We start from the raw sequence: 23,137 nt of genomic DNA on the forward strand, positions 1-23,137 counted from the left end.
CAGTCCTCGGCCACGTCCGGGTTGGTCTGGTGGGTCAGGGCGCTGAGTTGGGCGAGCAGGGCGCCGTGTCAGTCGGTGAGGGCGCAGTCATTGGCGCCCTGTATCGCGGAACGACTTCAACACCTCCCAGGAGAGCGACTCGCCGCGGCTTGCGATGGACCGGCGCAGCGCGCGCAGGCTCGCCATCGCCCTGGCGATCTCCGCCTCGCGGCCGGCAGCCTCCAGTACGGGGCGGGCGATGGGGCAGCCATGGCGGGTGACGACGATCGTCTCGCCGCGCTCGACCACATCGGGGAGCCGAGGCAGGTGGGTTTTGGCTGCTGAGGGCGGGATGTCACGCATGGGAACCGTTGTTACGAATTAATTCTATGCTATGCAATATGATATCGACCTATCTTCTCAACAAATCAGTATTATATCCGCTCCGTCCCGACCTAGTTTCCGCACAAGATAATATAGGAAATAAAATGCCGAGAATTCCCAGGAAAATACTTGAAGCTGTGATTTATCTCTTTCCAGATGAGGAAAGCGCAAAAAGGGGTTCACCAAATGGCGGAACTGGATTCCTTGTGGGAATGCCAGTTAAGGATCTATCGGGACAATATTTCGTCTACGCTGTGACAAACTGGCATGTCGCGCTAGGGGAGGGATGCTCAACGATTCGGATAAATAAGCATGATGGAGGGACTGAAATATTTTCTTTTGAACCAGATGAATGGATTGGTAGCAAAAAATATGATATTGCAATAATACCCTTAGAAAATTTAGACGAAAAAATTCATAAAGTTTCTGTTATTCCGACTACTATGTTTGCAACGCGAGATGTCGTGAGTGATTGTGGAATTAGCCTCGGAGACGACGTTTACATGATCGGACGATTTATTGATCATGACGGCACAAAAATTAACGTTCCATCTGCTAGATTTGGAAATATTAGTATCATGCCTACCTTCTTGCCGCAGGGTATGCATTTCGGGCCTGCTGAGACTTACTGTATTGATCTGCATTCTAGGACTGGCTATTCTGGCTCACCGGTATTCATGTATCGAACATTTACTTCAGATCTTGAGGGTGATCCAATAGAAAAGCAAAGATTTATTCCTGGATCTAGTTTACAATTATTGCCGGATCTACTTCATAAATTCCTTGGTATACATTTCGCCCAATTTCCTGAAATATTCCGATTGACGGCGGCGGATTCGGCGCAAATACAAACTCACGAGGGTAGAGTTCCCTTGTTGACCGGGGCCCAAATTAATGGATTAAGTGGTATGACATGCGTATTGCCAGCATGGGCGGTTTTGGAATGTCTCGACGATCCAAAACTGCGAAAGGAAAGGAATTGCGCATTGGAAGCTCTTGAGCAAACCGAAGAAAATGCTTCAGATCCTAATGAATAGCGTAGGGCAAACTATGAAGGTACCAATTTTCTAACTAAACATATTGGCTAAGTTGATTTTAAAAATCAGAAGAATTTCACTAAGATTTGGGGCGTTTTGTATTATTTGTGCTAGGCAAATTTTGCAGTTTCGATGCAGGTGCGCCGGCTATACGTCCAGATGCCCCCCGTATTTGGACGCAAGCTCCAGCCTCGTCCTGAAGGAATGGTACGTTTAAGTCTGGCAGGAGAGCAGACTTCTAGCCTCAAAGGCTGGCAATCAGATGCGCATGCTAAAGCGACATTTAGCCCATTTCCCTTGCACCTAAGAAAAAATTCCTCCATCCTCCCCGGCCCCGCCCCCCGCCGGAGGCCCCACATGCCCCTCCCGCCCCCTCCCACCGCCACTACACCCCCCGCCGCCCCTGGGCCCCGCTCACCGACGCCGCCTGGGCCGCCATCGAGCCGCATCTCCGCGCCGTCACCCCGCATCAGGGCCGCCCGCTCGCCGATGCCCGCGGCCGGATCGACGCCATGTTCCTCATCGCCGCCTCCGGCCAGCCCTGGCGCAGCCTGCCCGAGGCCTATGGCCGGCCGGATACCGTCAGCCGGCATTTCCGCCGCCTCGCCCAGGCCGTGGATGCGCCTGCTCGCCGCCTGCGCCGCGCCGGAGGCGCCGCCCGCGCTGCGGCGGATCGAATTCTTCCTGGTCCGCGCCGCCCGCCGCGCCATGCGGGTGCTCGGCCTGCCGGCGGCCGAGGCGGCGGAACGGCTCGGCCTGCTCAGCGCCATGCCGGTGCTGCCGATGTATCTCTGCCGCCCCGTCCTGTTCCGCTGGGCCGAGGCCTGGCTGCACGCCCTGCTCCTCCGTCACCGCGCGGACCCCTTCGCCCTGCCGCGCCGGCGCGCCCGGCTCTGGCTCAAGGTGATGCGCTTCTATGCCGGCAAGCCCTGGCACCGCCGCTGGGCCGAGCCATGAGCCGCGGGCCATGCGGGGGCTTTGTCCGAATCCGGCGGAAGGGCACCGCCCTGCCGCAAAATCGCGCGCCCGAGGCCGCCCTGCTGGCGTTTCCGCCCCGCGCCGATCTGCTCTAGCGTTCCCGGCATGTGCGAACTTCTCGGCATGAGCGCCAATGTCCCGACCGATATCTGCTTCAGCTTCGCCGGGCTGATGCGGCGCGGCGGGCAGACCGGGCCGCATGCCGATGGCTGGGGCATCGCCTTCTACGAGGACAAGGGCTGCCGCAGCTTCCATGATCCGCACCCCTCGGCGCGGTCCGAGGTGGCGCAATTCGTCCGCCGCCACCCGATCAAGAGCCGCATCGTCATCAGCCATATCCGCCGCGCCAATCGCGGCCGCATGGCGCTCGAGAACACGCATCCCTTCCAGCGCGAGCTCTGGGGCCGGCCCTGGAGCTTCGCGCATAACGGCCAGCTCAAGGGGGTGAAGCGCTGGCGGCTCGGCGCCTATGCGCCGATCGGCACGACCGACAGCGAGCACGCCTTCTGCTGGCTGATGGAGCAGCTCCGCCTCCGCTTCCCGGCGCCGCCCGCGGCCCGCGCGCTGGACGCGGCGGTGGAGGAGCTGGCGCGGCGGCTGGCGGTGCTCGGCGTCTTCAACATGCTGCTCTCGGACGGGCGCAGCCTGTTCTGCCATTGCAGCACGAAGCTCGCCTGGCTGACCCGGCGCGCGCCCTTCGGCCCGGCGACGCTGCTGGACGAGGACCTGACGGTGAACTTCGCGCAGGAGACCACGCCGCGGGACGTCGTCACCGTGGTCGCCACCCGGCCGCTGACCCGCGACGAGGCGTGGACGGTGGTGGAACCCGGCGCCTGCGTGGTGTTTCGCGATGGGGAGCCGGTGCCGCTGCCGCGGCGGCGCGCCGGCCCGCCGGCCGCGCGGGCCGCCCGCAACGGCGCGACGCGCCCGGCCCCCGAGGGGGCCTGACCATGGCGGCGGTCGGGATGGCGGTCGAGCCCGGAGACAGGAAGGGGATGACGGCATGAGCGAGGTAGCGGCAGGGGGCGCGCTGGCCGGCAAGCGGGTGATGGTGCCGGAGACGCGCGAGCTGGAGGTGCTGGCGCGGATGCTGGAGCGGCACGGCGCCGAGGCGCTGCGCTGCCCGCTCGTCGCCATCATCGACGCGCCCGATCCCGCCCCCGTCGAGGCCTGGCTGCGCCGCTTCGTCGCCACCCCGCCGGACGACCTCATCCTGCTGACCGGGGAGGGGCTGTCGCGCCTGCTCGGCGTGGCGCAGCGGGCGGGGATCGAGGCCGAGTTCCGCGCCGCCCTGGCCGGCGTGCGGCGCATCACCCGCGGGCCGAAGCCGCAGGCGCGGCTGCGCAGCATTGGCCTCGGCTCCGACCTCGCCGCCGCCGAGCCGACCACGGCGGGCGTCATCGCCACCCTCGCGGCGCAGCCGATGCGGGGGCGGCGGGTCGGCGTGCAGCTCTACCCGGACAACCCGAACCACGCGCTGCTCGAGGCGCTGCGCGGCGCCGGGGCCGAGCCCGATCCGGTGCTGCCCTATGCCTATGCCTCGCGCGAGGACGATGCCCGGGTGCTGGCGATGCTGGAGGAGATGGCGGCCGGGCGGATCGACCTCGCCGTCTTCACCTCCACCCCGCAGGTGCGGCGGCTGAGCGCCCTCGCCCCGCCCGAGCGGCTGCGCGAGGCCCTCGCCCAGACCCGCCTCGCCGCGGTCGGGCCGCTGGTGGGAGAGGCGCTGCAGGCGGCCGGCGGCCGGGTCTCGGTGATGCCGGCGGAGAGTTTCCACATGAAGCCGATGGTGAATGCCATCCTATCCGCGATGGGCGCGGCGCCCGACGCGCGGGCTTAATGCGATGGGTGTGCGTTCAATATATTGACGCACGCGCCGATGGCGTGAATCATGGCGCCATGCCGGCCCGGCGCCGGCGGAGACGCCGATGCCTGCCAGCCCATCCCTGCCCGTTGCCTGGAGCGCCGCCTTCCGCCGGGGCCGCCGGCGATGAGCCCGGCCCTGCTGCTCGCCCTGCCGCTGCCGCCGGTCGAGGCGGCGCTGCTGCTGACCTTCGCCGCGGCCCTCGCCCTCGCCGCCGCGGCGCCGGCCGAGCCGCCGCCCGACGAGGCGGCGACCACGGCCGCGGTCTTCGCCCTGCACGGCTGCGTCTGAGCCAAGCCGGGGCGGCGGGGCCGCTCGCGCCGCCCCGCCGTTCCGTCATCTGTTCCGGGTGGTCTGGCGATGCCGCCGGACGCGCGTCGGCGTCAGACCCCGCCGGTCTTGTGGATCGGGTCGATCCAGAGCACCTCTTCCGGCTTCTCCACCGGCTCGATATCGAGGTTCACCACCACCGCCTCGTTGTCGGAGCGGACGAGGACGCAGCGCAGCGTCTCGTCGGTGGAGGCGTTGATCTCCTGGTGCGGCACGAAGGGCGGCACGAAGATGAAGTCGCCCGGCCCGGCCTCGGCGACGAATTCCAGCTTCTCCCCCCAGCGCATGCGGGCGCGGCCGGAGACGATGTAGATCACGCTCTCCAGCTCGCCATGGTGATGCGCGCCGGTCTTGGCGTTCGGGTGGATGTGCACCGTGCCGGCCCAGATCTTCTGCGCGCCCACGCGGGCGGCGTTGATCGCCGCGGCGCGGTTCATGCCCGGCGTCTGCGCCGTGTTGGCGTCGAGCTGGTCGCCCGGGATCACCCGCACGCCCGAATGCTTCCAGCCATCGGGCGGCGCGTCGTGGCTGTGGTGACCGTCATGCGGCATCGGACATCCTCCGGGATGGGGGCCTTGCGGCCGGAAATCAGGTGGCGCCCCGCCGGCTCAGAGGCCAGCGAAGAGCTCAGTCGAGAGATAGCGCTCCGCGAAGGAAGGCGCGATCCCGACGACCAGGCCGCCAAGCATCTCGCGCGCCACCTGCAGCGCGGCATGCAGCATGGCGCCGGAGGAGATGCCGACCGGCAGACCCTCGAGCTGGGCGCAGCGCCGCGCCGCGGCGAAGGCCTCGCGCTCGCCGACGCGAATCACCGCATCCAGCGCATCGAGGTCGAGCACCGTCGGCTTGAAGCCGGCGCCGATGCCCTGGATGCCGTGCGGCCCGGGCTCGTCGCCCGACAGCACGGCGCTCTCGGCCGGCTCGACGCCGATGACGCGCAGCCCCGGCTTGCGCGGCTTCAGGGCGCGGGCGATACCGCTGACGGTGCCGCCGGTGCCGACGCCGCCGATGACGACATCGACCTGCCCGGCGGTGTCGGCCCAGATCTCCTCGGCGGTGGTGGCGGCATGGATCGCGGGATTGGCCGGGTTGTCGAACTGCCGCGGCATCCAGGCATCGGGCGTCGCCGCGACGATCGCCTCGGCCCGGGCGATGGCGCCCGCCATGCCGCGCCGCGCCGGGGTGAGCTCCACCTCGCCGCCCATCAGCCGGATCATCTTGCGCCGCTCGATGCTTGCGCCATCCGGCATGACGACGATCAGCCGGTAGCCCTTGGCGGCGGCGACGAAGGCCAGCGCGATGCCGGTATTGCCCGAGGTCGGCTCGACCAGGGTGGAGCGGCCGGGGGCGATCAGCCCCTCGCGCTCCGCCGCCTCGACCATGGCAAGGCCGATGCGGTCCTTCACTGAGCCGAGCGGGTTGAAGAATTCCAGCTTGATCGCGAGCTCGGCCGCCAGCCCTTCCGCCGCCTGCAGCCGCTTCAGCCGTACCAGCGGCGTCGAGCCGACGATGTCGAGCACGCTGTCATAGATACGCCCATGCGCCGGCAACGGCTCGGTCCCATGCGGATCGGGGTCCGGGCGGGGGGCGCGTCGGGGAAGGGTCGGCGTGTCCGGCATGCGGTTGCGCATATCACCCTTCGGGGCGGTGGATCAGAGGCCCCGAGCGGGAAAGTGAAGCCCATCGGAGAAAAATCCCGCCCGGCAGCCGGAGGATCGGGCGGCCTGGGCAGGGGCCGCTGCCGCATGCCAAGCTGCCCGCAGCGCATCCCAACAGGCTTGGTCCGGCATGCGCGCAACGAAACAGGACGGGCGCCCGCGCAGGGGGCGACCTGCCGAGGGGGAACGACCGAGGCCATGGCCATGCCGCCCACCCGCCTGCCGATCGCGCATATCGTCAATCCGCGCTCCGTCGCGGTCATCGGCGCCTCGGAGGATGTCGGGAAATTCGGTGGCCGGGTGATCCACTACCTGATCCGCCACGGCTTTCCCGGCCGGCTGCTGCCGATCAACCCGTCCCGCCCGACGATCCGCGGCCTGCCGGCCTATCCCGGCATCGCTGCGGCGCCCGGGCCGGTCGACGTGGCGATCCTCGCCGTGCCGGCCGCCGCCCTGCTGCGCGAGATCGAGGCCTGCGCCGCGGCCGGGGTCGGCGCCTGCATCGTCATCACCGGCAAGCTCGCCGATGCCGGCCCCGATGGCGCGGCGCTGGAGGCACAGGTGCGCGAGGTCGCCGCTGCGGGCGGCATGCGCCTCGTCGGGCCGAACTGCCTCGGCATCTTCAACGTCACCGACCGGGCCATGCTCTCCTCCTCCCTCGCCCTCGAGGTGGAGCGGGTGAAACCCGGCGGCATCGGCATGGTCAGCCAGTCGGGCGCGCTGATGGGGGCGCTGGTCTCGCTCGGCCACCGGCACGGCGCCGGCTTCAGCCGCTGCATCTCGGTCGGCAACCAGGCGGATCTCGAGCTCTGCGACTTTCTCGACTACCTGATCGAGGACCCGGCGACGCACGTCATCACCCTCTACATCGAGGGGCTGAAGGACCCGGCGCGCCTCGCCCCGCTGCTGCGCCGGGCGCGGGCCGCCGGCAAGCCGGTGCTCTGCGTCAAGGCCGGGCGCAGCGAGGCCGGGGCGCAGGCGGCGCGCAGCCACACCGCGAGCCTCGCCGGCAGCCATGCCGCCTTCGCCGCGGTCTGCCGCGAGGCGGGGGCGGTGCTGCTCGACGATCCCGCCATCATGGTGCTCGCCGCCGACATGCTGGACCGCCAGCCGCCGCTGCCGCGCCCCGGGATGGGCGTCGCCGTGGTCGCCTCCTCCGGCGGCAGCACGGTGACGACGACCGACATGCTCGCCGGCTTCGGCCTGCGCACGGCGCGGATGGGGCCGGCGACGCGGGCGGAGATGGCCCGCTGGATGCCGGCGAGCCATGTCCACCTGCCGCTCGACACCGGCAGCTTCCACGACAACACCAGCGAGACGGCGCTGGCCGGCTGCCTGCGCGCCTTCATGGCCGATCCCGATATCGGCGCCGTGCTGGTGCCGATGACGACGCAGCCGGCCATGGCGCAGCGCGCCGCCCTGCTGCCGCCGCTGGCGCGCGAGGGCGGCCGGCCGCTGCTCTACGTGATGATGGCCGGCGAGGTGGGCGATGCCGCGCGGGCGGCGATGCAGGCGGCCGACTTCCCCTATTGCGACCATGTGGCGCAGGCGCTGGCCGTGCTGCGCGCCCTGGAGGCGGAGGCCGAGGGCCGCGACCGCCACGCTCTGCCGCCGCCGCAGCGCCCGCCCGGCGCCAGCCCCCTGGAAGGGCCGTTGCCAGAGGGAAGAGGCGGGGGGGCGCTCACCGAGGCGGAGACCAAGCGCCTCGTCGCTGCCTACGGCCTGCCGGTGACGCGCGAGACCGAGGTGGCGAGCGAGGCCGAGGCGGTGGCGGCGGCCGAGGCGATCGGCTTCCCGGTGGTGCTGAAGGGCGTCAGCCGCGCCGTGGTGCACAAGAGCGATCTCGGCCTGGTCCGGCTCGGCCTCGGCGATGCCGCCGCGCTGCGCGAGGCCTTCGCCGCGCTGCAGGCGGCGCCGGTGACGCTCGAGGGCGTGCTGGTGCAGGAGATGGCGCGCGGCGAGGCGGAGCTGATCCTCGGCGCCCGGCACGAACCTGGGCTCGGCCCGCTGGTGCTGGTCGGCACCGGCGGCGTGCTGGTCGAGGTGCTGCGCGACGTGCAGCTCGCCCCGGCGCCGCTGCGGCCGGAGGATGCGATGGCGATGCTGCGCCGCCTCGGCCTCTGGCCGGTGCTGGCCGGGGTGCGCGGCCGGCCGCCGCTCGATGTCGCGGCGGCTGCCGAGGCGCTGGTGCGGCTCTCCTGGCTCGCCGCCGATCTCGGGCCGCAGCTGGTGGAGCTCGACCTCAACCCGCTCCTGCTGCGCGCCGAGGGGCAGGGCTGCATCGCCGTCGATGCCCGGGCCACCTTGCAACCGGCGGATACGGAGGGCGCGACATGATGCCGGACGCATGGCGTTCCGACCTGGGGCCCGCAGGGCCGAGCACCCGAACGGGTGCCGCCGGTCGCGCCTTTTGGCGCGCCTGTCGGCGCGACGCGGCGAAGCCAGGCCGCCGCGGGCGGCGCCCGGCGTTTGAGGGGCAGGACGGTGAAGCCGTCCTGCGCTCCGCATGATCCGCCGCCGCCTGCTGCCGGCGCTGCTCGCCGCGCCCGGCCTGCTGCCGCGCCGCGCCGGCGCCCAGGGGGCCGAGGCCTGGCCGGACCGGCCGATCACCCTCATCGTCCCCTATCCGCCGGGCGGCAGCACCGACAATGTCGCGCGGCCGATCCAGCAGCCGCTCTCGGCCGCGCTCGGCCAGTCCATCGTCATCGAGAATCGCGGCGGCGCCGGCGGCTCGATCGGCGCCGCCCTGGTCGCACAGGCCAAGCCGGACGGCTACACCCTGCTGGTCTGGCCGACCGCGGTGCTGACCATCAGCCCGCACATGCTGACGCTGCCCTACGACGCCGCGCGCGACTTCACGCCCATCGCCATGCTCGCCTTCTCCGACGGCGTGGTGGCGATGCACCCCTCGGTGCCGGTGCGCAGCATCCAGGACCTCGTCGCCTATGCGAAGGCGCATCCCGGCAAGCTGCGCTTCAGCAGCGCCGGGAACGGCACCATCACCCAGATGACCGGCGAGATCTTCGCCCATGCCGCCGGGATCAAGCTGGAGCACATCCCCTATCGCGGCTCGGCGCCGGCGCTGACGGCGGTGCTGGCGGGCGATGTCGAGCTGCAATTCGACCCGGTCGCCATCCCGGCGGTGAAAGACGGGCGCCTCATCGGCCTCGCCACCACCGGCGAGACGCGCAGCCCGCAGCTTCCCGACCTGCCGACCCTGCGCGAGCTCGGCCTCTATGGCGAGGGCGGGCTCTCCTTCTTCGCCCTCGCCGGCCCGGCCGGGCTGCCGCCGGTGATCGTCGCGCGGCTGGTCGCGGCGCTCGGACCGGTGCTGGCCCTGCCGGAGGTGGCGCGGGCGATGGCACCGGTCGGGCTGCGGCCGCATCTCGAGGCGGGCGAGGCCTTCGCCCGGCGGATCACGCAGGACCGCGCCCTGTTCGGCGCGGCGGTGCAAAGGACGGGAGCGAGCGTGCAATGAGCTTCGAACATATCAAGGTCTGGGAGGAGGGCCCGGTCACGGTCGTGGCGCTGAACCGGCCGGAGAAGGGCAATGCCATCTCGAAGCGGATGGCCGAGGAGGTGCAGGCGGCGATGACCGACTTCGCCGCCTCCGACCAGAAGGTGGCGGTGCTGACGGCGATGGGCAGCAAGGCCTTCTCCTTCGGCGCCGACGTGACCGAGCCGCCGGAGCTCTGGCGGGCGGTGCCGAATTCCGGCTGGCAGACCGACAAGCCGCTGATCGCCGCGGTGGAGGGCTGGTGCATCGGCGGCGCGCTGGTGCTGGCGATGATGGCCGATCTCGCGGTCTGCGGCAGCACGGCGCGCTTCTACTATCCGGAGGCGAAGATCGGCCTGACCGGCGGCATGATCGCCGCGCTGCCCTCGCGCATCCCGCACAAGATCGCCATGGAGATGATGCTGCTCTGCCGCGTCTTCGAGGCGGAGCGGGCCGAGCGCGTCGGGCTGGTGAACGAGGTGGTGCCGGAGGGCGGGGCGCTGGCGCGCGCGATCGAGTGGGGCAAGGAGATGGCCGGCTTCGCGCCGCTCGTCACCGGCACCCTGAAGCGCATGGTGCTCGACGACATCCTGCCGAGCGGCCCCTCCGAGCAATGGGCGCGGCATGGCGCGCGGCTGGCCTCGATCCGCGACTCGGAGGATTTCCGCGAGGGCTCGGCCGCCTTCCGCGAGAAGCGGCCGCCGCAATTTCACGGACGCTAGGATAGTCCCCTGTGCCGGATGCCCGGCCCTGGGCTGCCGCTCGCGCATTGCGCCCCGCTTCACCCGGCGCCACAAGGGCGGGACCGGGAGCGGTGAGGCGCTGAGGGGGATTCATGGCGGCGGATGCGGCGGTGCGGCTGGCGGAACTGGTCTTCGCGGCCCTGCGCGAGGCCTCGGAGGATCCGCCCGGCGTCAGCCGCGCCAGCTATGGCGAAGGCGAGCGGGCGGCGCATGCCATCTGCCGCGCCGCCGGCGAGGAGATCGGGCTGGAGGTGGAGGCCGATCCGGTCGGCACCCTCTCCATGACCCTGCCGGGGATGAACCGTGACCTGCCGCCGGTCGTCATCGGCTCGCATCTCGACGCCGTGCCGCATGGCGGCAATTTCGACGGCGCCGCCGGGGTGGTGATGGGCCTGGCGCTGGCCGCGCGGCTGCGGCGGCAGGGGCGCGCGCTGCCGCGCGACCTGGTGGTGCTCGGCATCCGCGCCGAGGAGATGTGCTGGTTTCCCATGCTCTATCTCGGCAGCCGCGCCGCCTTCGGCCTGCTGCCGCCGGAGGCCCCCGACACGCTGCGGCGAACCGACAGTGGCCGGACGCTGGCCGAGCACATGGCGGAGGAAGGGTTCGACCCGGACTTCATCCGCCAGTCCCGCGCCTCGCTCGACCCCTCCTTCATCCATGCCTTCCTCGAGCCGCATATCGAGCAGGGACCGATGCTGGTCGAGGCCGGGCTGCCGGCGGCGATCGTCACCGGCATCCGCGGCAGCGTGCGCTTCCGCGCCGGCCGGGCGCGCGGCGCCTGGGCGCATGCCGGGGCGGTGCCGCGGCAGGGACGGCGCGACGCGGTGCTGGCCGTCGCGCATCTGGCGGGGGCGCTGGAGCGCTTCTGGATCGAGGCCGAGGCCGAGGGACGCGACCTGGTGCTGACCATGGGCGAGTTCTCGACCGATCCGGCGATGCACGGGCCGACCAAGGTGCCGGGCGAGGTGGGCTTCACCCTCGACATCCGCAGCGAGGATGCCGGCGTGCTGCAGGATGTCGAGGCGCTGCTGCAGGAGGAGGCGGTGCGCATCGCCGCCGAGCGCGGCGTGGCGCTCGAGACCGGGCCACGGCTCTACGTGCCGCCGGCGATCATGGATGCGCGGCTGCGCCGGGCGCTGGCCGAGGGCGCGGCGGTGGCCGGGGTGCCGGTGATGAGCATGGCCTCCGGCGCCGGGCACGATGCGCTGACCTTCGCCGGGCTCGGCGTGCCGACGGCGATGCTGTTCATCCGCAACGAGAATGGCAGCCACAACCCGGCCGAGGCGATGGCGATGGCGGATTTCGCCGCGGCGCTCGACGTGCTGGCGGCCTCGATCGGGGCCATCGCGGCCTGATCCTTGCAGGCCGCGGGCGCGACGATGCTCGCCGCGACCGAGGGGGATTGCCTGCATGCGCCGTGACCTGACTGGCTATGGCCTCGCCCCACCCCGCCTCGCCTGGCCCGGCGATGCGCCGCTCGCCGTCTCCCTGGTGGTGAATTACGAGGAGGGGGCGGAGATGGCGGTGGAGGCGGGCGATGCCGAGAACGAGCGCATCGGCGAGGTGGTCAGCGTCGTGCCGCCGGGTCGCCGCGACCTCGGGCAGGAGGGCATCTTCTCCTACGGCACCCGGGCCGGCCTCGGCCGCTTCCTCGAGGCCTTCGACCGCCACGGGGTGAAGGTCACCTGGTTCATGTGCGGCCGGGCGGTGGAGCGGACGCCCGAGCTGGCGCGGGCATGCGTCGCGCGTGGGCATGAGGCGGCGAACCATGGCTGGGTCTGGCGACCGCATGCCGACTACCCGAGCCGCGAGGCGGAGGAGGCGGGGCTGCTGCGCGCCACCGAGGCGATCGCGGCGGCGACGGGCGAGCGGCCGGTCGGCTTCTTCTGCCGCGGCAGCGCCAGCCCCTGGACGCGCGGGCTGCTGGCGCGGCACGGCTATCTCTACGACAGCAACGCCTTCGACGACGACCTGCCCTATTGGGACCGCGAGGTGGCCGGCGGGCCGATGCTGGTGCTGCCCTATGCGCTCGACTGCAACGACATGAAATTCTTCCACCCCAACGGCTTCGTCCTGCCGCAGCATTTCGTCGACTATGCCGAGGCGGCGATCGACCAGCTGATCGAGGAGGGCGAGCGGGGCGTGCCGAAAGTGCTCAGCATCGGCCTGCATCTGCGCATCTGCGGCCGCCCGGCCCGCTTCCGGGCGGTGGAGGGCATCCTGCGGCTGCTCGCGGCGCGGCGCGGCAAGGTCTGGGTGGCGCGGCGGCGCGACATCGCGGCGGCGGCGCGGGCGCAGCTGCCGGGGTGAGGCGATCTGCCGCCCATCAGGCCGACAGCCCGGAGAGCGTCCGCCAGTGCCGCGCGATGTCCATCCGCCGGGCGATCCAGACGCCCGGCGCCTGCGTGACATGCTCGAGCAGCCGCTCGAGGCCGCGGATGCGCCCAGGCCGGCCGATGGTGCGCAGATGCAGCCCGACCGACATCATCCGCGGCGCCGCCTGCCCCTCGCGCAGCAGCCAGTCGAAGGCGCCGATGCAGTAGTTGGAGAAATCCTCGGCCTGCACGAAGCCCTGGCCGGGGGCGAAGCGCATGTCGTTAGTGTCGAAGGCATAGGGCAGGATCACATGCGGCCGGCCCACCACCCGCACCAGCCGCGGCAGGTCGTCGTCATAGGCATCCGAATCGTAGAGGAAGCCGCCCGCCTCGGCGAGCAGCCGGCGGGTGTTGACCGAGGATGCGGATTTGGTGTGCCAGCCGACCGGGCGGGTGCCCGTCGCCTCGGTCAGGGCCGCGACGGTGCGGGCGATCACCGCCCGCTCGGTCGCCTCCGGCATGCCGGCATGCATCTCCCAGCGCCAGCCATGCGCGCTCACCTCATGCCCGGCGGCGGCCGGGGCGGCGGCGAGGATCGGCGTCGCGGCGACCGCGCGACCGCAGCAGGAGAAGGTGGCCGGGACGCCGAAGCGCTGCAGCAGGTCGAGGATGCGCCACAGCCCGACCCGCGCGCCATAGGCGAAATGCGTCTCCATGCAGGGGTCGGGCGCGCCCTCGACGATCTGGCGCGTCTCCGGGATGGCCTCGTTGCGTTCGTCGCCGCTGGCGAGCGAGAGCTCGGCCCCCTCCTCGACATTGACGACGAAGGAGAGGGCGAGGCGGGCGCCGTCCGGCCAGCGCGGATCGGGCGGCTGGCGGCCATAGCCGGCCAGGTCGCGGTCACGCCGGGGCATGCCGCCGGGCGGCTGGGTCATGGAGCGTCTCCGCCGATCCTGGCGCCCCATGATGGCGCGCCGTGGCGGCGAGTTTGGCAATCGGCATGCCAGCGGCGCAACAGCGTCGCCCGCGGGTGCGGGCGCGGCCCCGCCGCCGGACCGCGCAGCCTGCGCAGCCGGCAGGCTGCGGCAAGCCTGCCCCCCCCCGCGATCCGCCTTAGTGCAAGACGGCGACCGGCGCGGCGCCATCATCCGCCGCCGCATCGGCCGCGAGCACGGCGATGGTCTCCGCCGTCACCGCGAGCACGGCCTCGCGCTGCCGCATCGCCTCCTCGGGCGTGATCCGGCTCGCCTCGCCCTGCAGCCGCCGGGCGACCATCGCCAGGCGCGCCGCACCGAGCGTGGCCGCGGCACCGGCCAGGCGATGCGCCGCCGGCACCAGCCGCTCGGGCACCGACGAATCGGCCTGCCGCAGCGCCTCGGCCCCCGCCTGCAGCTCACGCAGGAACTCGCCGAAGAGGCTGCGCGCCGCCTCGGGATCGAGGCCGGGCACGGCGAGTCTGGCGCCGTCGCGCCGCTGCAGCAGCGGCGTCTGCATGAGGCCGGGCGGCGGCGCCTGGGGGGCGGGCGGCGAGGCGGCGGCCTCGCCGGTCAGCCGGGCCAGCATGGCGACCAGCGCCTCCCGCTCGATCGGCTTGGCGAGATGCGCATCCATCCCGGCCTCGCGGCAGGCGGCGATATCCTCGCTGAAGGCGCTCGCGGTCACCGCCAGCACCGGCACGCGGGCGACCGGGCCTGGCAGCGCGCGGATGCGGCGCGTCGCCTCGAGCCCGTCCATGCCGGGCATCATCACATCCATCAGCACCAGGTCGAAGGGCGCCTCCGCCGGCGCCTCGCGCAGCGTCTCCACGGCCATGGCGCCGTCGCTGACGCATTGCGCGGTGTGGCCGGCGGATTCCAGCAGGGCGCGAGCCACGGCGAGGTTCGCCGGCACGTCGTCGGCGACCAGCACGTGCAGCCGGCGATGCGTCGCAGCGGCCGGCGTCGCGGCGGGCCTGGCGGCGGGCTGCAGCACCCGCAGGCGCAGCTCCACCCAGAAGATGGCGCCGGTGCCGGTCGGCGAGGCGGCATGCGCCTCGCAGCCGATGCTGCCGCCCATCTGGTCGGCGATGCCGGCGGCGATGGCGAGACCAAGCCCGGTGCCGCCGGCCCGGCCGTGGTCGAGCTGCACGAAATCGCCGAAAATGGCGCGGCGCTCGGCCTCCGGCACGCCCGGCCCCGTGTCCCGCACCTCGATCCTGAGCGGCACCGTCCCGTCCGCGCCCGCCGTGCCGAGCGCCCGCGCCGCGAGCTCGACCCGGCCGCCGGGCGGGGTGAACTTCACCGCGTTGGAGAGGAGGTTCAGCACGAGTTGCCGCAGCCGCGTCTGGTCCGTCTCGACCAGCGGCGGCAGGGCCGGGGAGAGGTCGAGGGCGATCGTCACCTGCTTCTCCACCGCCGCCTGGCGCACCAGCGTGGTGCAGTCGCGCAGCAGGTCGGGCAGCTCGGCGGCGGACAGGCGCAGCTCCAGCCGGCCGGCCTCGACCTTGGCGAGGTCGAGCACGTCATTGGCCACCGAGACCAGGTGCCGGCCGGCTGCTTCCAGGGTCTGCGCCCGGGCCCGCTGCTCGCCCGAGAGCGCCGGGTCGCGCGCCAGCACCTGGGCGAGGCCCAGCACGCCGTTCAGCGGGGTGCGCAGCTCGTGGCTCATCCGGGCGAGGAAGCGGGACTTCGCCTCGGTCGCCGCGGCGGCGGTGTCGCGCGCCAGGGCGAGGTCGGCCATGGCGTGCTTGAGCGCGGTGATGTCGGTGCGGATGCCGACGGTGCCGCCGCCCGGCGTGCTGCGCTCGGTCACCAGCACCCAGCGCCCGTCCGGCAGCAGCCGCTCCATGCTCGGATGGTTGCCGCGGTGCCAGGCCTTGATCTCGGCGACGAAGGCCTCGATGTCCTCGCTCGCCTGCGGATACTGGCCGCGCCGGGCGCCCTCGCGGATGATGTCCTCGAAGCGCGCGCCGGGCACGATGAAGGGCGCGCTGACGGCGTAGAGGTCGCGGTAGCGCTGGTTGCAGATCACCAGCCGGTCCTCGACGTCGAACATCACGAAGCCGTCCGGCAGGCTCTCGATCGCGCTCTCCAGCAGGCCGCGGGCGGCCGCGCGCTCGGCCTCGATCCGCTCACGCTGCCGAAGCGCCAGGTGCAGGGCGAGGCCGAGCGCGCCGATCAGCAGGATGGAGACGAGGGCGATCAGGTGCAGGCGCTGGCGGTCCTGCTCGTAGGCGGCATAGGCGGCGGCGATCTCGAGGCTGGCGACCACATGGATGTCGCGGTAGAGCGTCGGCCGGGCGGCGGCCAGGACCTCCTCGGCCGTGAAGCGCCCGGGCATCTCGGCGGCGACGCCGTCCGGCGGCAGGGCGCTGTCGAGCGGCCGGAGATGCCGCCCGACCCGGGTCTCGTCATGCGGCAGGCTGGCGAGGAGCTGGGCGTTGCTCCGCTCGACGGCGATGCGCAGGCCCGGCTGCTCGCCGACCGGGGCGAGCATGGTGGTGACGAGCGAGGTCGGCACCTCCGCCGCCGCGACCATCGTCTTGTTGTTCGGCAGGTCGAGGGCGCGGAGGAAGAACAGCGTCCACTCCCCGGTGTTCGCGCTGCGGATCGGCCCGCTGATCACCGCCGCGCCGCTGCGGCGCGCCTCGGCCAGCCGCTCGGGATCGATCGGCGAGGACTTCATGCGCGAGCCGGGCAGCGCCGTCGCCCAGGGGCGCCCGTCCGGCTGCAGCAGCAGCAGGTCGCGGAAATTGAGGTTCTGGAAGTTCAGCTCCCGCAGCATCCGGTTCGCGGCGGCGGGATCGATGTTCCCGTCCGGGCCGAGCTGGCCGATGAGCTGCGACAGCCCGGCCAGCATGCCGTCCACGGCGAGGAAATGCCGGTTCACCGTGCTCTCGGCCACCCGCGCGACGCGCTCGACCGTCTGCATCCCGGTCTGCCGGGCGCTGCTCTCGAGCCGGTTCAGCAGCAGGCTCGTGCCGACGAAGATGGTCAGCAGCACGAGGCCGCAGGACAGGGTGACGGCGATGCGGAGACGATGGACCAGCATGCGCGCTCAGTCCGTCTTCGCGTAGATGCCGCGGGCCTTGCCCATGATGCTGTTCCAGGTGTCGGCGCAGTCGGCGCCGCAGCGTTGCACCCAGGCGGGCAGCACGGTGTTGGTGAGCCATTGCCGGCGGCGCTGCTGCTCCTCCGGCCGGTCCTCGACGATCGTCATCTGGCCGCGGGTGCCGGCGAGGCATTCCGGCCGGCCGGCATTGCAGAGCAGCCCGTCCTCGGTTTCCTGCGCCGCGCCGTCCCAGATATCCTGCTGCAACCCGGCCAGCCCCTGCTTGATGGCGGCCCGCGCCTGTTCCGGCAGCGCCAGCCAGGCGCGCTCATTGGCGGCGAAGATCGAGGCGCCCCAGCTGATGGCGGTGCGCGAGACATGCGTCGTCACCTCCTGCAGGCCGATGGCGTTGCCCGAGAGGGTGCCGGTGATCGCGCAATGCACAACGCCAGCGCGGATCGAGGAGACGATCGAAGCGAAGGGGGTGACGACCGGCGTCGCGCCGAGCGCCTCGATCAGCTCCGACTGGCCGACCGAGGAGACGCGCACGCGCCGCCCGGCCAGGTCGCTGAGGCCGCCGAAGGGCTTCTGGCAGAACATCACCTGCGCCGGATAGGTGTAGATGGCGAGAAGCTCCACGCCGTAGCGGTCGTGCAGCAGCTGCTCCAGCCGCGGTCGCCAGAGCCGCTCCGTCTCACGCAGCGTGGCGATGTCCGGGTTGATCAGCGGCAGGTCGATGGCGTTGAGCTCCGGCTCGTCCGCCGCGGCGAGGGCGAGCAGCACCGTGCCGAAGGGCACCACGCCGAGCCGGATGAGCTGCAGCATCTCCTGGCCGCGGATGCCGCTGCGATCGAAGGGCGCGATCTCCGCCTGCACCCGGCCATTGGTGAGGCCCGGCACGCGCTCGGTCCAGAAGGGCTCCTCGTAGCGGACGTACTGGCTGACCGAGGCGAGGCCGCCCACCACCTTGATGCGGATCGGCGGATCTTCCGCCGCCGCCGGCAGGCTGCCGAGCAGGCACAGGCCGAGCATCGCCAGGGTGGAGCGGGCCCAGGTGGAGCGGGCCCAGGTGGCAAGGACCGGCGCGCCGGCGCCCGGCCGCGCGATGCCGGAGGCGATCCTTTGCCCTGCGCGCCAGGCAAGGGCCGCCAGCCAGGCGCGGCGGCGCGGCGCGGGCGGGCGACCGGCAGGCCGCTCCGTCATCCGTTCACGGCCGCATGCCGGAAGGTACAACGCCATGACGCCGTGCACTATCACGCTTGCCCCACATGAAACCAGCAGGTTGTGGCACGGCGCCGACCCGACCTTGCCGGTGCCGGGCCCGATGGCCGCCCTGCGTCAAGGCTGAGAGGCCATGCCCATGGGGCCATCCGGGCAGAATGCCCCGGCGGAAGCTTCCGGTTTCTTGACGCGGGCGGAAGGACGTCGCCGCCCGCGGCGGGCCGGCGCCGACGCTCACATACCAGCGGACCGGTCTCCTGACCGGTCCGAGGCCCCGAACGGGGCCCGCGGCCTATGCTGCGACGCCAAGCAGGCCGGAGGCTTGCGCCCGGCGTCTGAGGGCCGCCTGCGTCACGCGCCCTGCAGCGCCACGCCGGCGGCGGAGGCACCGCGCTGGTCGTAATTCGCGCCGGAATACTCGGTCATGAATTGCGGATAGGTGAAGGGCGGGTAGCGCGGCGGGTTGTCCGGGGTGACACAGGTCGGGATGGGCGCCATCACCGCGTCGTAGTCGCAATCCATGAAGAAGGGGATGGCGTAGCGCTCCTGGCCCGAGCGGTTGGTGACGCGGTGCGGCGTGGCGAGGAAGACATGGTTGGTCCAGCGCCGCAACATCATGCCGCCATTGACCAGGAAGGCGCCCTCCGGCGCCGGGGCGTCGATCCAGCGCCCGTCCGGCAGGCGCAGCGACAGGCCCGGCACCCGGTTCTGCGCCAGGATGGTCATGAAGGAGGTGTCGGCATGCGGCGCCAGGCCCCATTCATCCGCCGCTGCGGTCGGCTCCTGCTGCGAGTAGTGGGTCATGCGCAGCGTGAACATCGGCTCGCGGAACTTGTCGTCGAACCAGTCCGGCGGCAGGCCGAGCGCGGCAGCATAGATCGGCACCAGCCGCCGGCCCAGCCCCTCCATCGCCGCGGCGTAGTCGAGCGCCACCTCGCGGAAGCCGGGCAGCGCCGCCGGCCAGCGGTTCACCCCGCGAAAGCGCCGGCCGGCCAGCACGTCCGGATGGTCCGGCGGCAGCTCGCGCTTGAAGAAGACCGCCTCGTTGGCATTGGGCTTCTTGACGCCCTCGACCGCGTTCATCCGCGTGGTGTTGCCGCGGAAGGGCAGGTAGCCCTGGTTGTGCTCGTTGAAGGGCAAAGCGAGCTTCGCCTCCAGCGGCTGGGCATGGAAGCGGGCCGCGGCGGCGAAGGCGGCCTCGACCAGCGGCTCCGGCACGCCGGTGTTGCGGACGAAGTAGAAGCCCACCTCGGTGAAGGCGCGGCGCAGCTGCGCCCCCAGCGCGTCGAGCGCGCCGGGCCTGCCTTCCAGCAGCGGCGCGAGGTCGAGAATCGGGATCTCATCGGCCATGATCGGGGCTCCCAGGTCGCGGAACGGGCGGCGGAAGGGAGGAGCCTAGGCAGGCTTGCCCGCGACGCCAATCGGCTTCGTGCGGTGCAGCATGGCCTGGACCGGCCCCATGACCTGGACCGGTCCAGGGCGGCGCCCGCATGATGCCGGCGGCAGGCGGGGGGATGGCGTGACGGAGGGGATCGGGCGGCGCGGCATGCCCGCGAGATTGGCCGCGCTGCGCCGGCTGCTGCCCTATCTCCGGCCCTATCGCGGCCGGGTGGCGCTGGCCACGGTCTTCCTGGTGCTCGGCGCCGGCTTCGTGCTCGGCATCGGCCAGGGGGTCCGGCAACTGGTCGATCGCGGCTTCGCCGCCGGCAACGCCGCGGCGCTCGACCGCACCACCCTGCTGCTGCTCGGCGTCGTCGCCGGCTTCGCGGTGACGAGCGCCAGCCGCTACTGGCTGGTCTCCTGGCTCGGCGAGCGGGTGGCGGGCGACCTCCGGCGGGAGGTCTTCGACCACGTCCTGCGCCTCTCGCCCGCCTGGTTCGAGACGGCGCGGACCGGCGACATCCTCTCCCGCCTGACCGCCGACGTGACGCTGCTGCAGTCCCTCATCGGCTCGGCCGTCTCGCTCGGCCTGCGCAACCTGATGACCGGGATCGGCGCCTTCGGCATGCTGCTGGTGACCAGCCCGAAGCTCGCCGGCGTGGTGGCGCTGGTGCTGCCGCTGGTGCTCGGCCCCATGTTGATCTTCGGCCGGCGGGAGAAGCGCCTCTCCCGCGCCGCGCAGGAGCGCATCGCCGATCTCGGCGACCAGGCGGAGGAGGCGTTGGCGGGGCTGCGCACCGTGCAGGCCTTCACCGCCGAGCCGGAGCAGCGCGCCCGCTTCGCCGGGCGGGTGGAGGCCTCGGTCGCCGCCGCGATGCGGCGGATCGGCAGCCGCTCGCTCTTCAACCTCGTCGTCATCCTGCTCGGCTTCGGCGCCGTCGTTTTCGGGCTGTGGATCGGCGGGCGGGACGTGATCGCCGGGCGGACGACGGCGGGCGAGCTCTCGGCCTTCGTGCTCTATGCCGTGCTGCTGGCCAGCGCCGGCGCCTCGCTCAGCGAGGTCTGGGGCGAGGTGCAGCGCGCCGCCGGCGCCGCCGAGCGGGTGCTCGACCTGCTGGCGGTGCGGCCGCAGATCACCGCCCCGGCGGCGCCCCTGCCGCTGCCGGAGCCGCCGCGCGGGCGCATCGCCTTCGAGGCGGTGACCTTCGCCTATCCGGCGCGGCCCGACCTGCCCTCGCTGCACGACGTCTCCTTCACCGTCGAGCCGGGCGAGACGGTGGCGCTGGTCGGCCCCTCGGGCGCCGGCAAGACCACGGTGCTGCAACTGCTGCTGCGCTTCTACGACCCGCAGGCGGGGCGGGTGACGCTCGACGGCATCGACATCGCCCGCGTCGATCCGGCGGCGCTGCGGGCGCGGCTCGGGCTGGTGCCGCAGGACCCGGTGATCTTCTCCGCCGATGCCTGGGAGAACATCCGCTTCGGCCGGCCCGGGGCGAGCGAGGCGGAGGTGCGCGCGGCGGCGCGGGCGGCGGCGGCGGAGGGCTTCCTCGATGCGCTGCCGCGGGGCTTCGGCAGCTTCCTCGGCAGCAAGGGGGTGATGCTCTCGGGCGGCCAGCGGCAGCGCCTCGCCATCGCCCGCGCCATCCTGCGCGACCCGGCGGTGCTGCTGCTCGACGAGGCGACGAGCGCGCTCGACGCCGAATCCGAGCAGGCGGTGCAGCAGGCGCTCGCCATCGCGGCGCGCGGCCGCACCACGCTGGTGGTGGCGCACCGGCTGGCGACGGTGCGGCGCGCCGACCGCATCCTGGTGCTCGACCATGGGCGCGTCGTGGCGAGCGGCACGCATGCGGCGCTGGTCCGCGAGGGCGGCCTCTATGCCCGCCTGGCCACGCTGCAATTCGGCGCCGAGGTGTAAGGGGGCCGGCCTTCCTCAGCCTTTCCCCGGGCCCGCCTGGACGGCATCCGGCCGCCGGGGCAGACTCCGCCGCCGGCCGGGGACGGAGGAAGCACGCCATGGCGAAGGTCATCATCAGCTGCGCGGTGACGGGGGCGATCCACACGCCGTCGATGTCGGATCACCTGCCGATCACGCCGCAGGAGATCGCCGAGCAGTCCATCGCCGCGGCCGAGGCGGGCGCCGCCATCCTGCACCTGCATGCCCGCGACCCGAAGGACGGCCGGCCGACGCCGGACCCGGCGGTGTTCATGCAGTTCCTGCCGGTGATCAAGCAGTCGACCGATGCGGTGATCAACATCACCACCGGCGGCGGGCTCGGCATGACGGTGGATGAGCGCCTGGCGGCACCGCTGCAGGCGAGCCCGGAGATGTGCTCGCTCAACATGGGTTCGATGAACTTCAACATCGCCGGCAGCGCGGCGCGGATCAAGACGTTCAAGCACGAATGGGAGCGGCCCTATCTGGAGGGCACGACCGACTTCATCTTCCGCAACACCTTCAAGGACATCGAGCAGATCGTCGAGCGGCTCGGCAAGGGGCACGGCACCCGGTTCGAGTTCGAGTGCTACGATGTCGGCCATCTCTACAACCTCGCGCACATGCTGGACCGCAAGGTGGTGGAGCCGCCGCTCTTCACCCAGACCATCTTCGGCATCCTGGGCGGCATCGGCGCCGAGCCGCGCAACCTGATGTTCATGAAGGAGACCGCCGACCGGCTCTTCGGCAAGGACTATGTCTGGTCGGTGCTGGCGGCGGGGCGCAACCAGATGCCCTTCACCACCATGGCCGGCATGCTGGGCGGCAATGTCCGCGTCGGGCTGGAGGACAGCCTCTGGATCGGCAAGGGCAAGCAGGCGGTGAGTAATGCCGAGCAGGTGGCGAAGATCCGCCGCATCCTGGAGGAGCTGAGCCTTGAGATCGCCAACCCGACCGAGGCGCGGCAGATGCTTGGCCTGAAGGGCGGCGACAGGGTGAAGTTCTAAATCCCCACGAAGCCGCTGCGCGGCTCCGCGGGGGGCGTGATTCGCCTCGGTCCCGGGGCGCGTCACAGCCTGCCGCGGGGAAGCCGCGGCGGGGCAACGGGAGGCGGCAAGTTGCGACGCGCGCTGTGGGGGCCGGATGGGGTGCCTCAGTTGCTGCCGAGGAAGCGCAGCAGGCGTTGCAGCAGCCCGCGGGCGTCGAGCGGCTCCGGTCCCGCCGAGGGGTTGGGCGGCGCCTCCTTGGCGAAGCGGGCCAGCGCGTCCCGGGTGCCGGCGAGGCGCAGCTCCGTCGGGTCGGCGGTGCTGCTCTCGTTGCTGCCGCCGACCACCCGGACCAGGGCGCGGTCGGCCGCCAGCAGCTCCTGTTCAGCCCGCGGCGCGTCCTCCGGCGTCGGGGCGCAGACCACCGACCGGCCCTCCAGGCCGCAGGGCATCTCGAACATCCGGTTCGGCGGGAAGCGGAGCTGCGCCGTGCCGGTCAGCGCCAGCAACCCGCGCGAGGCGCCCTCCAGCGTCAGGTCGCGGGCGGTGACCGCGGGAACCAGCCGCCCCCGCCGGTCGATGACCTCGAGCGCGAGGCCGGGCACCGCGCCGCTCGGCCGCTCCACCCAGTCCCGGTGGCGGAGCTGGCAGGCGGCCTGGTCGGTCATCTTGTCCTGCACGCAGGCGAGGCGCCAGGAGCCGATCTCCTGGTCCGGCGCGGCGCCGGCGAGGGCGGGCAGGAGGAGCGGGAGCGCGGCGAGGGCGGTGACGAGGCGGGGCATGGCCGGGATGATAGCCGCAGGA

20 protein-coding genes and 1 pseudogene are annotated in these 23,137 nt (G+C 71.8%); 13 read left to right on the top strand and 8 right to left on the bottom strand.

Annotation, left to right across the window (positions count from 1 at the left end):
* Nucleotides 1-87: 87 nt before the first annotated feature.
* Nucleotides 88-342, bottom strand: coding sequence for a type II toxin-antitoxin system Phd/YefM family antitoxin (locus HJG45_RS08470; protein WP_171611649.1), 255 nt, complete (start codon nt 340-342; stop codon nt 88-90).
* 125 nt (nt 343-467) lie between these two features.
* On the opposite strand from HJG45_RS08470, the gene HJG45_RS08475 reads away from it, so the two are divergent.
* The 6 genes and pseudogenes from HJG45_RS08475 (at nt 468) to HJG45_RS08495 (ending at nt 4,533) form a co-directional block, all read left to right on the top strand.
* Complete coding sequence (locus HJG45_RS08475; RefSeq protein ID WP_171611650.1) at nt 468-1,400, top strand: trypsin-like peptidase domain-containing protein; 933 nt, start codon at nt 468-470, stop codon at nt 1,398-1,400.
* Nucleotides 1,401-1,690: 290 nt separating this feature from the next.
* A pseudogene (locus HJG45_RS29370) lies at nt 1,691-2,002 on the top strand (transposase); the annotation flags it as partial.
* A 16-nt stretch (nt 2,003-2,018) separates the two neighbouring features.
* Complete coding sequence (locus HJG45_RS28630; RefSeq protein WP_254452359.1) at nt 2,019-2,357, top strand: hypothetical protein; 339 nt, start codon at nt 2,019-2,021, stop codon at nt 2,355-2,357.
* A 126-nt stretch (nt 2,358-2,483) separates the two neighbouring features.
* Nucleotides 2,484-3,326, top strand: coding sequence for a class II glutamine amidotransferase (locus tag HJG45_RS08485; RefSeq protein WP_171611651.1), 843 nt, complete (start codon nt 2,484-2,486; stop codon nt 3,324-3,326).
* Nucleotides 3,327-3,381: 55 nt separating this feature from the next.
* Nucleotides 3,382-4,218, top strand: a complete 837-nt coding sequence (locus HJG45_RS08490; protein WP_171611652.1) for a uroporphyrinogen-III synthase — start codon at nt 3,382-3,384, stop codon at nt 4,216-4,218.
* A gap of 150 nt (nt 4,219-4,368) precedes the next feature.
* A complete protein-coding gene (locus HJG45_RS08495; RefSeq protein ID WP_171611653.1) occupies nt 4,369-4,533 on the top strand; it encodes a hypothetical protein in 165 nt (54 codons plus the stop codon).
* Between the two features lie 92 nt (nt 4,534-4,625).
* On the opposite strand, the gene HJG45_RS08500 is transcribed toward HJG45_RS08495, so the two are convergent.
* The gene (locus HJG45_RS08500; RefSeq protein WP_171611654.1) at nt 4,626-5,123 is read right to left on the bottom strand and encodes a cupin domain-containing protein; all 498 of its coding nucleotides are present in this window, start codon (nt 5,121-5,123) and stop codon (nt 4,626-4,628) included.
* A gap of 57 nt (nt 5,124-5,180) precedes the next feature.
* A complete protein-coding gene (gene cysK, locus HJG45_RS08505; RefSeq protein ID WP_171611655.1) occupies nt 5,181-6,191 on the bottom strand; it encodes a cysteine synthase A in 1,011 nt (336 codons plus the stop codon).
* 243 nt (nt 6,192-6,434) lie between these two features.
* Here cysK and HJG45_RS08510 point away from each other — a divergent pair, with 243 nt between their 5' ends.
* The 5 genes from HJG45_RS08510 (at nt 6,435) to HJG45_RS08530 (ending at nt 12,779) form a co-directional block, all read left to right on the top strand.
* On the top strand, nt 6,435-8,567 hold the full coding sequence (locus HJG45_RS08510) for an acetate--CoA ligase family protein (RefSeq protein WP_171611656.1): 2,133 nt from the start codon (nt 6,435-6,437) through the stop codon (nt 8,565-8,567).
* Between the two features lie 169 nt (nt 8,568-8,736).
* The gene (locus HJG45_RS08515; protein WP_171611657.1) at nt 8,737-9,708 is read left to right on the top strand and encodes a tripartite tricarboxylate transporter substrate binding protein; all 972 of its coding nucleotides are present in this window, start codon (nt 8,737-8,739) and stop codon (nt 9,706-9,708) included.
* Entirely contained in the window at nt 9,705-10,448 is a 744-nt protein-coding gene (locus HJG45_RS08520; protein ID WP_171611658.1) for an enoyl-CoA hydratase/isomerase family protein, read from the top strand. Before HJG45_RS08515 ends, HJG45_RS08520 begins: the two co-directional genes overlap by 4 nt.
* A gap of 113 nt (nt 10,449-10,561) precedes the next feature.
* On the top strand, nt 10,562-11,824 hold the full coding sequence (locus HJG45_RS08525) for a Zn-dependent hydrolase (protein ID WP_171611659.1): 1,263 nt from the start codon (nt 10,562-10,564) through the stop codon (nt 11,822-11,824).
* Nucleotides 11,825-11,879: 55 nt separating this feature from the next.
* Nucleotides 11,880-12,779 (top strand): polysaccharide deacetylase family protein, encoded by a 900-nt coding sequence (locus HJG45_RS08530; protein ID WP_171611660.1) that lies wholly within the window; start codon nt 11,880-11,882, stop codon nt 12,777-12,779.
* A gap of 16 nt (nt 12,780-12,795) precedes the next feature.
* Here HJG45_RS08530 and HJG45_RS08535 read toward each other — a convergent pair whose 3' ends face one another.
* From HJG45_RS08535 to HJG45_RS08550, 4 genes are all read right to left on the bottom strand, one after another.
* On the bottom strand, nt 12,796-13,719 hold the full coding sequence (locus tag HJG45_RS08535) for a polysaccharide deacetylase family protein (RefSeq protein WP_254452361.1): 924 nt from the start codon (nt 13,717-13,719) through the stop codon (nt 12,796-12,798).
* Nucleotides 13,720-13,897: 178 nt separating this feature from the next.
* On the bottom strand, nt 13,898-16,813 hold the full coding sequence (locus HJG45_RS08540) for a PAS-domain containing protein (RefSeq protein WP_171611661.1): 2,916 nt from the start codon (nt 16,811-16,813) through the stop codon (nt 13,898-13,900).
* Between the two features lie 6 nt (nt 16,814-16,819).
* Nucleotides 16,820-18,016, bottom strand: a complete 1,197-nt coding sequence (locus HJG45_RS08545) for a TRAP transporter substrate-binding protein (RefSeq protein WP_254452362.1) — start codon at nt 18,014-18,016, stop codon at nt 16,820-16,822.
* A gap of 369 nt (nt 18,017-18,385) precedes the next feature.
* Entirely contained in the window at nt 18,386-19,384 is a 999-nt protein-coding gene (locus tag HJG45_RS08550; protein ID WP_171611662.1) for an isopenicillin N synthase family oxygenase, read from the bottom strand.
* A gap of 196 nt (nt 19,385-19,580) precedes the next feature.
* Here HJG45_RS08550 and HJG45_RS08555 point away from each other — a divergent pair, with 196 nt between their 5' ends.
* Nucleotides 19,581-21,329 (top strand): ABC transporter transmembrane domain-containing protein, encoded by a 1,749-nt coding sequence (locus tag HJG45_RS08555; protein ID WP_171611663.1) that lies wholly within the window; start codon nt 19,581-19,583, stop codon nt 21,327-21,329.
* Nucleotides 21,330-21,427: 98 nt separating this feature from the next.
* Complete coding sequence (locus tag HJG45_RS08560) at nt 21,428-22,354, top strand: 3-keto-5-aminohexanoate cleavage protein (protein ID WP_171611664.1); 927 nt, start codon at nt 21,428-21,430, stop codon at nt 22,352-22,354.
* A gap of 146 nt (nt 22,355-22,500) precedes the next feature.
* On the opposite strand, the gene HJG45_RS08565 is transcribed toward HJG45_RS08560, so the two are convergent.
* Entirely contained in the window at nt 22,501-23,115 is a 615-nt protein-coding gene (locus tag HJG45_RS08565; protein WP_171611665.1) for a hypothetical protein, read from the bottom strand.
* Nucleotides 23,116-23,137 lie beyond the last annotated feature (22 nt).

Origin of the sequence: Roseicella sp. DB1501, from assembly GCF_013112485.1 — a bacterium.
Lineage (GTDB): Bacteria > Pseudomonadota > Alphaproteobacteria > Acetobacterales > Acetobacteraceae > Paracraurococcus.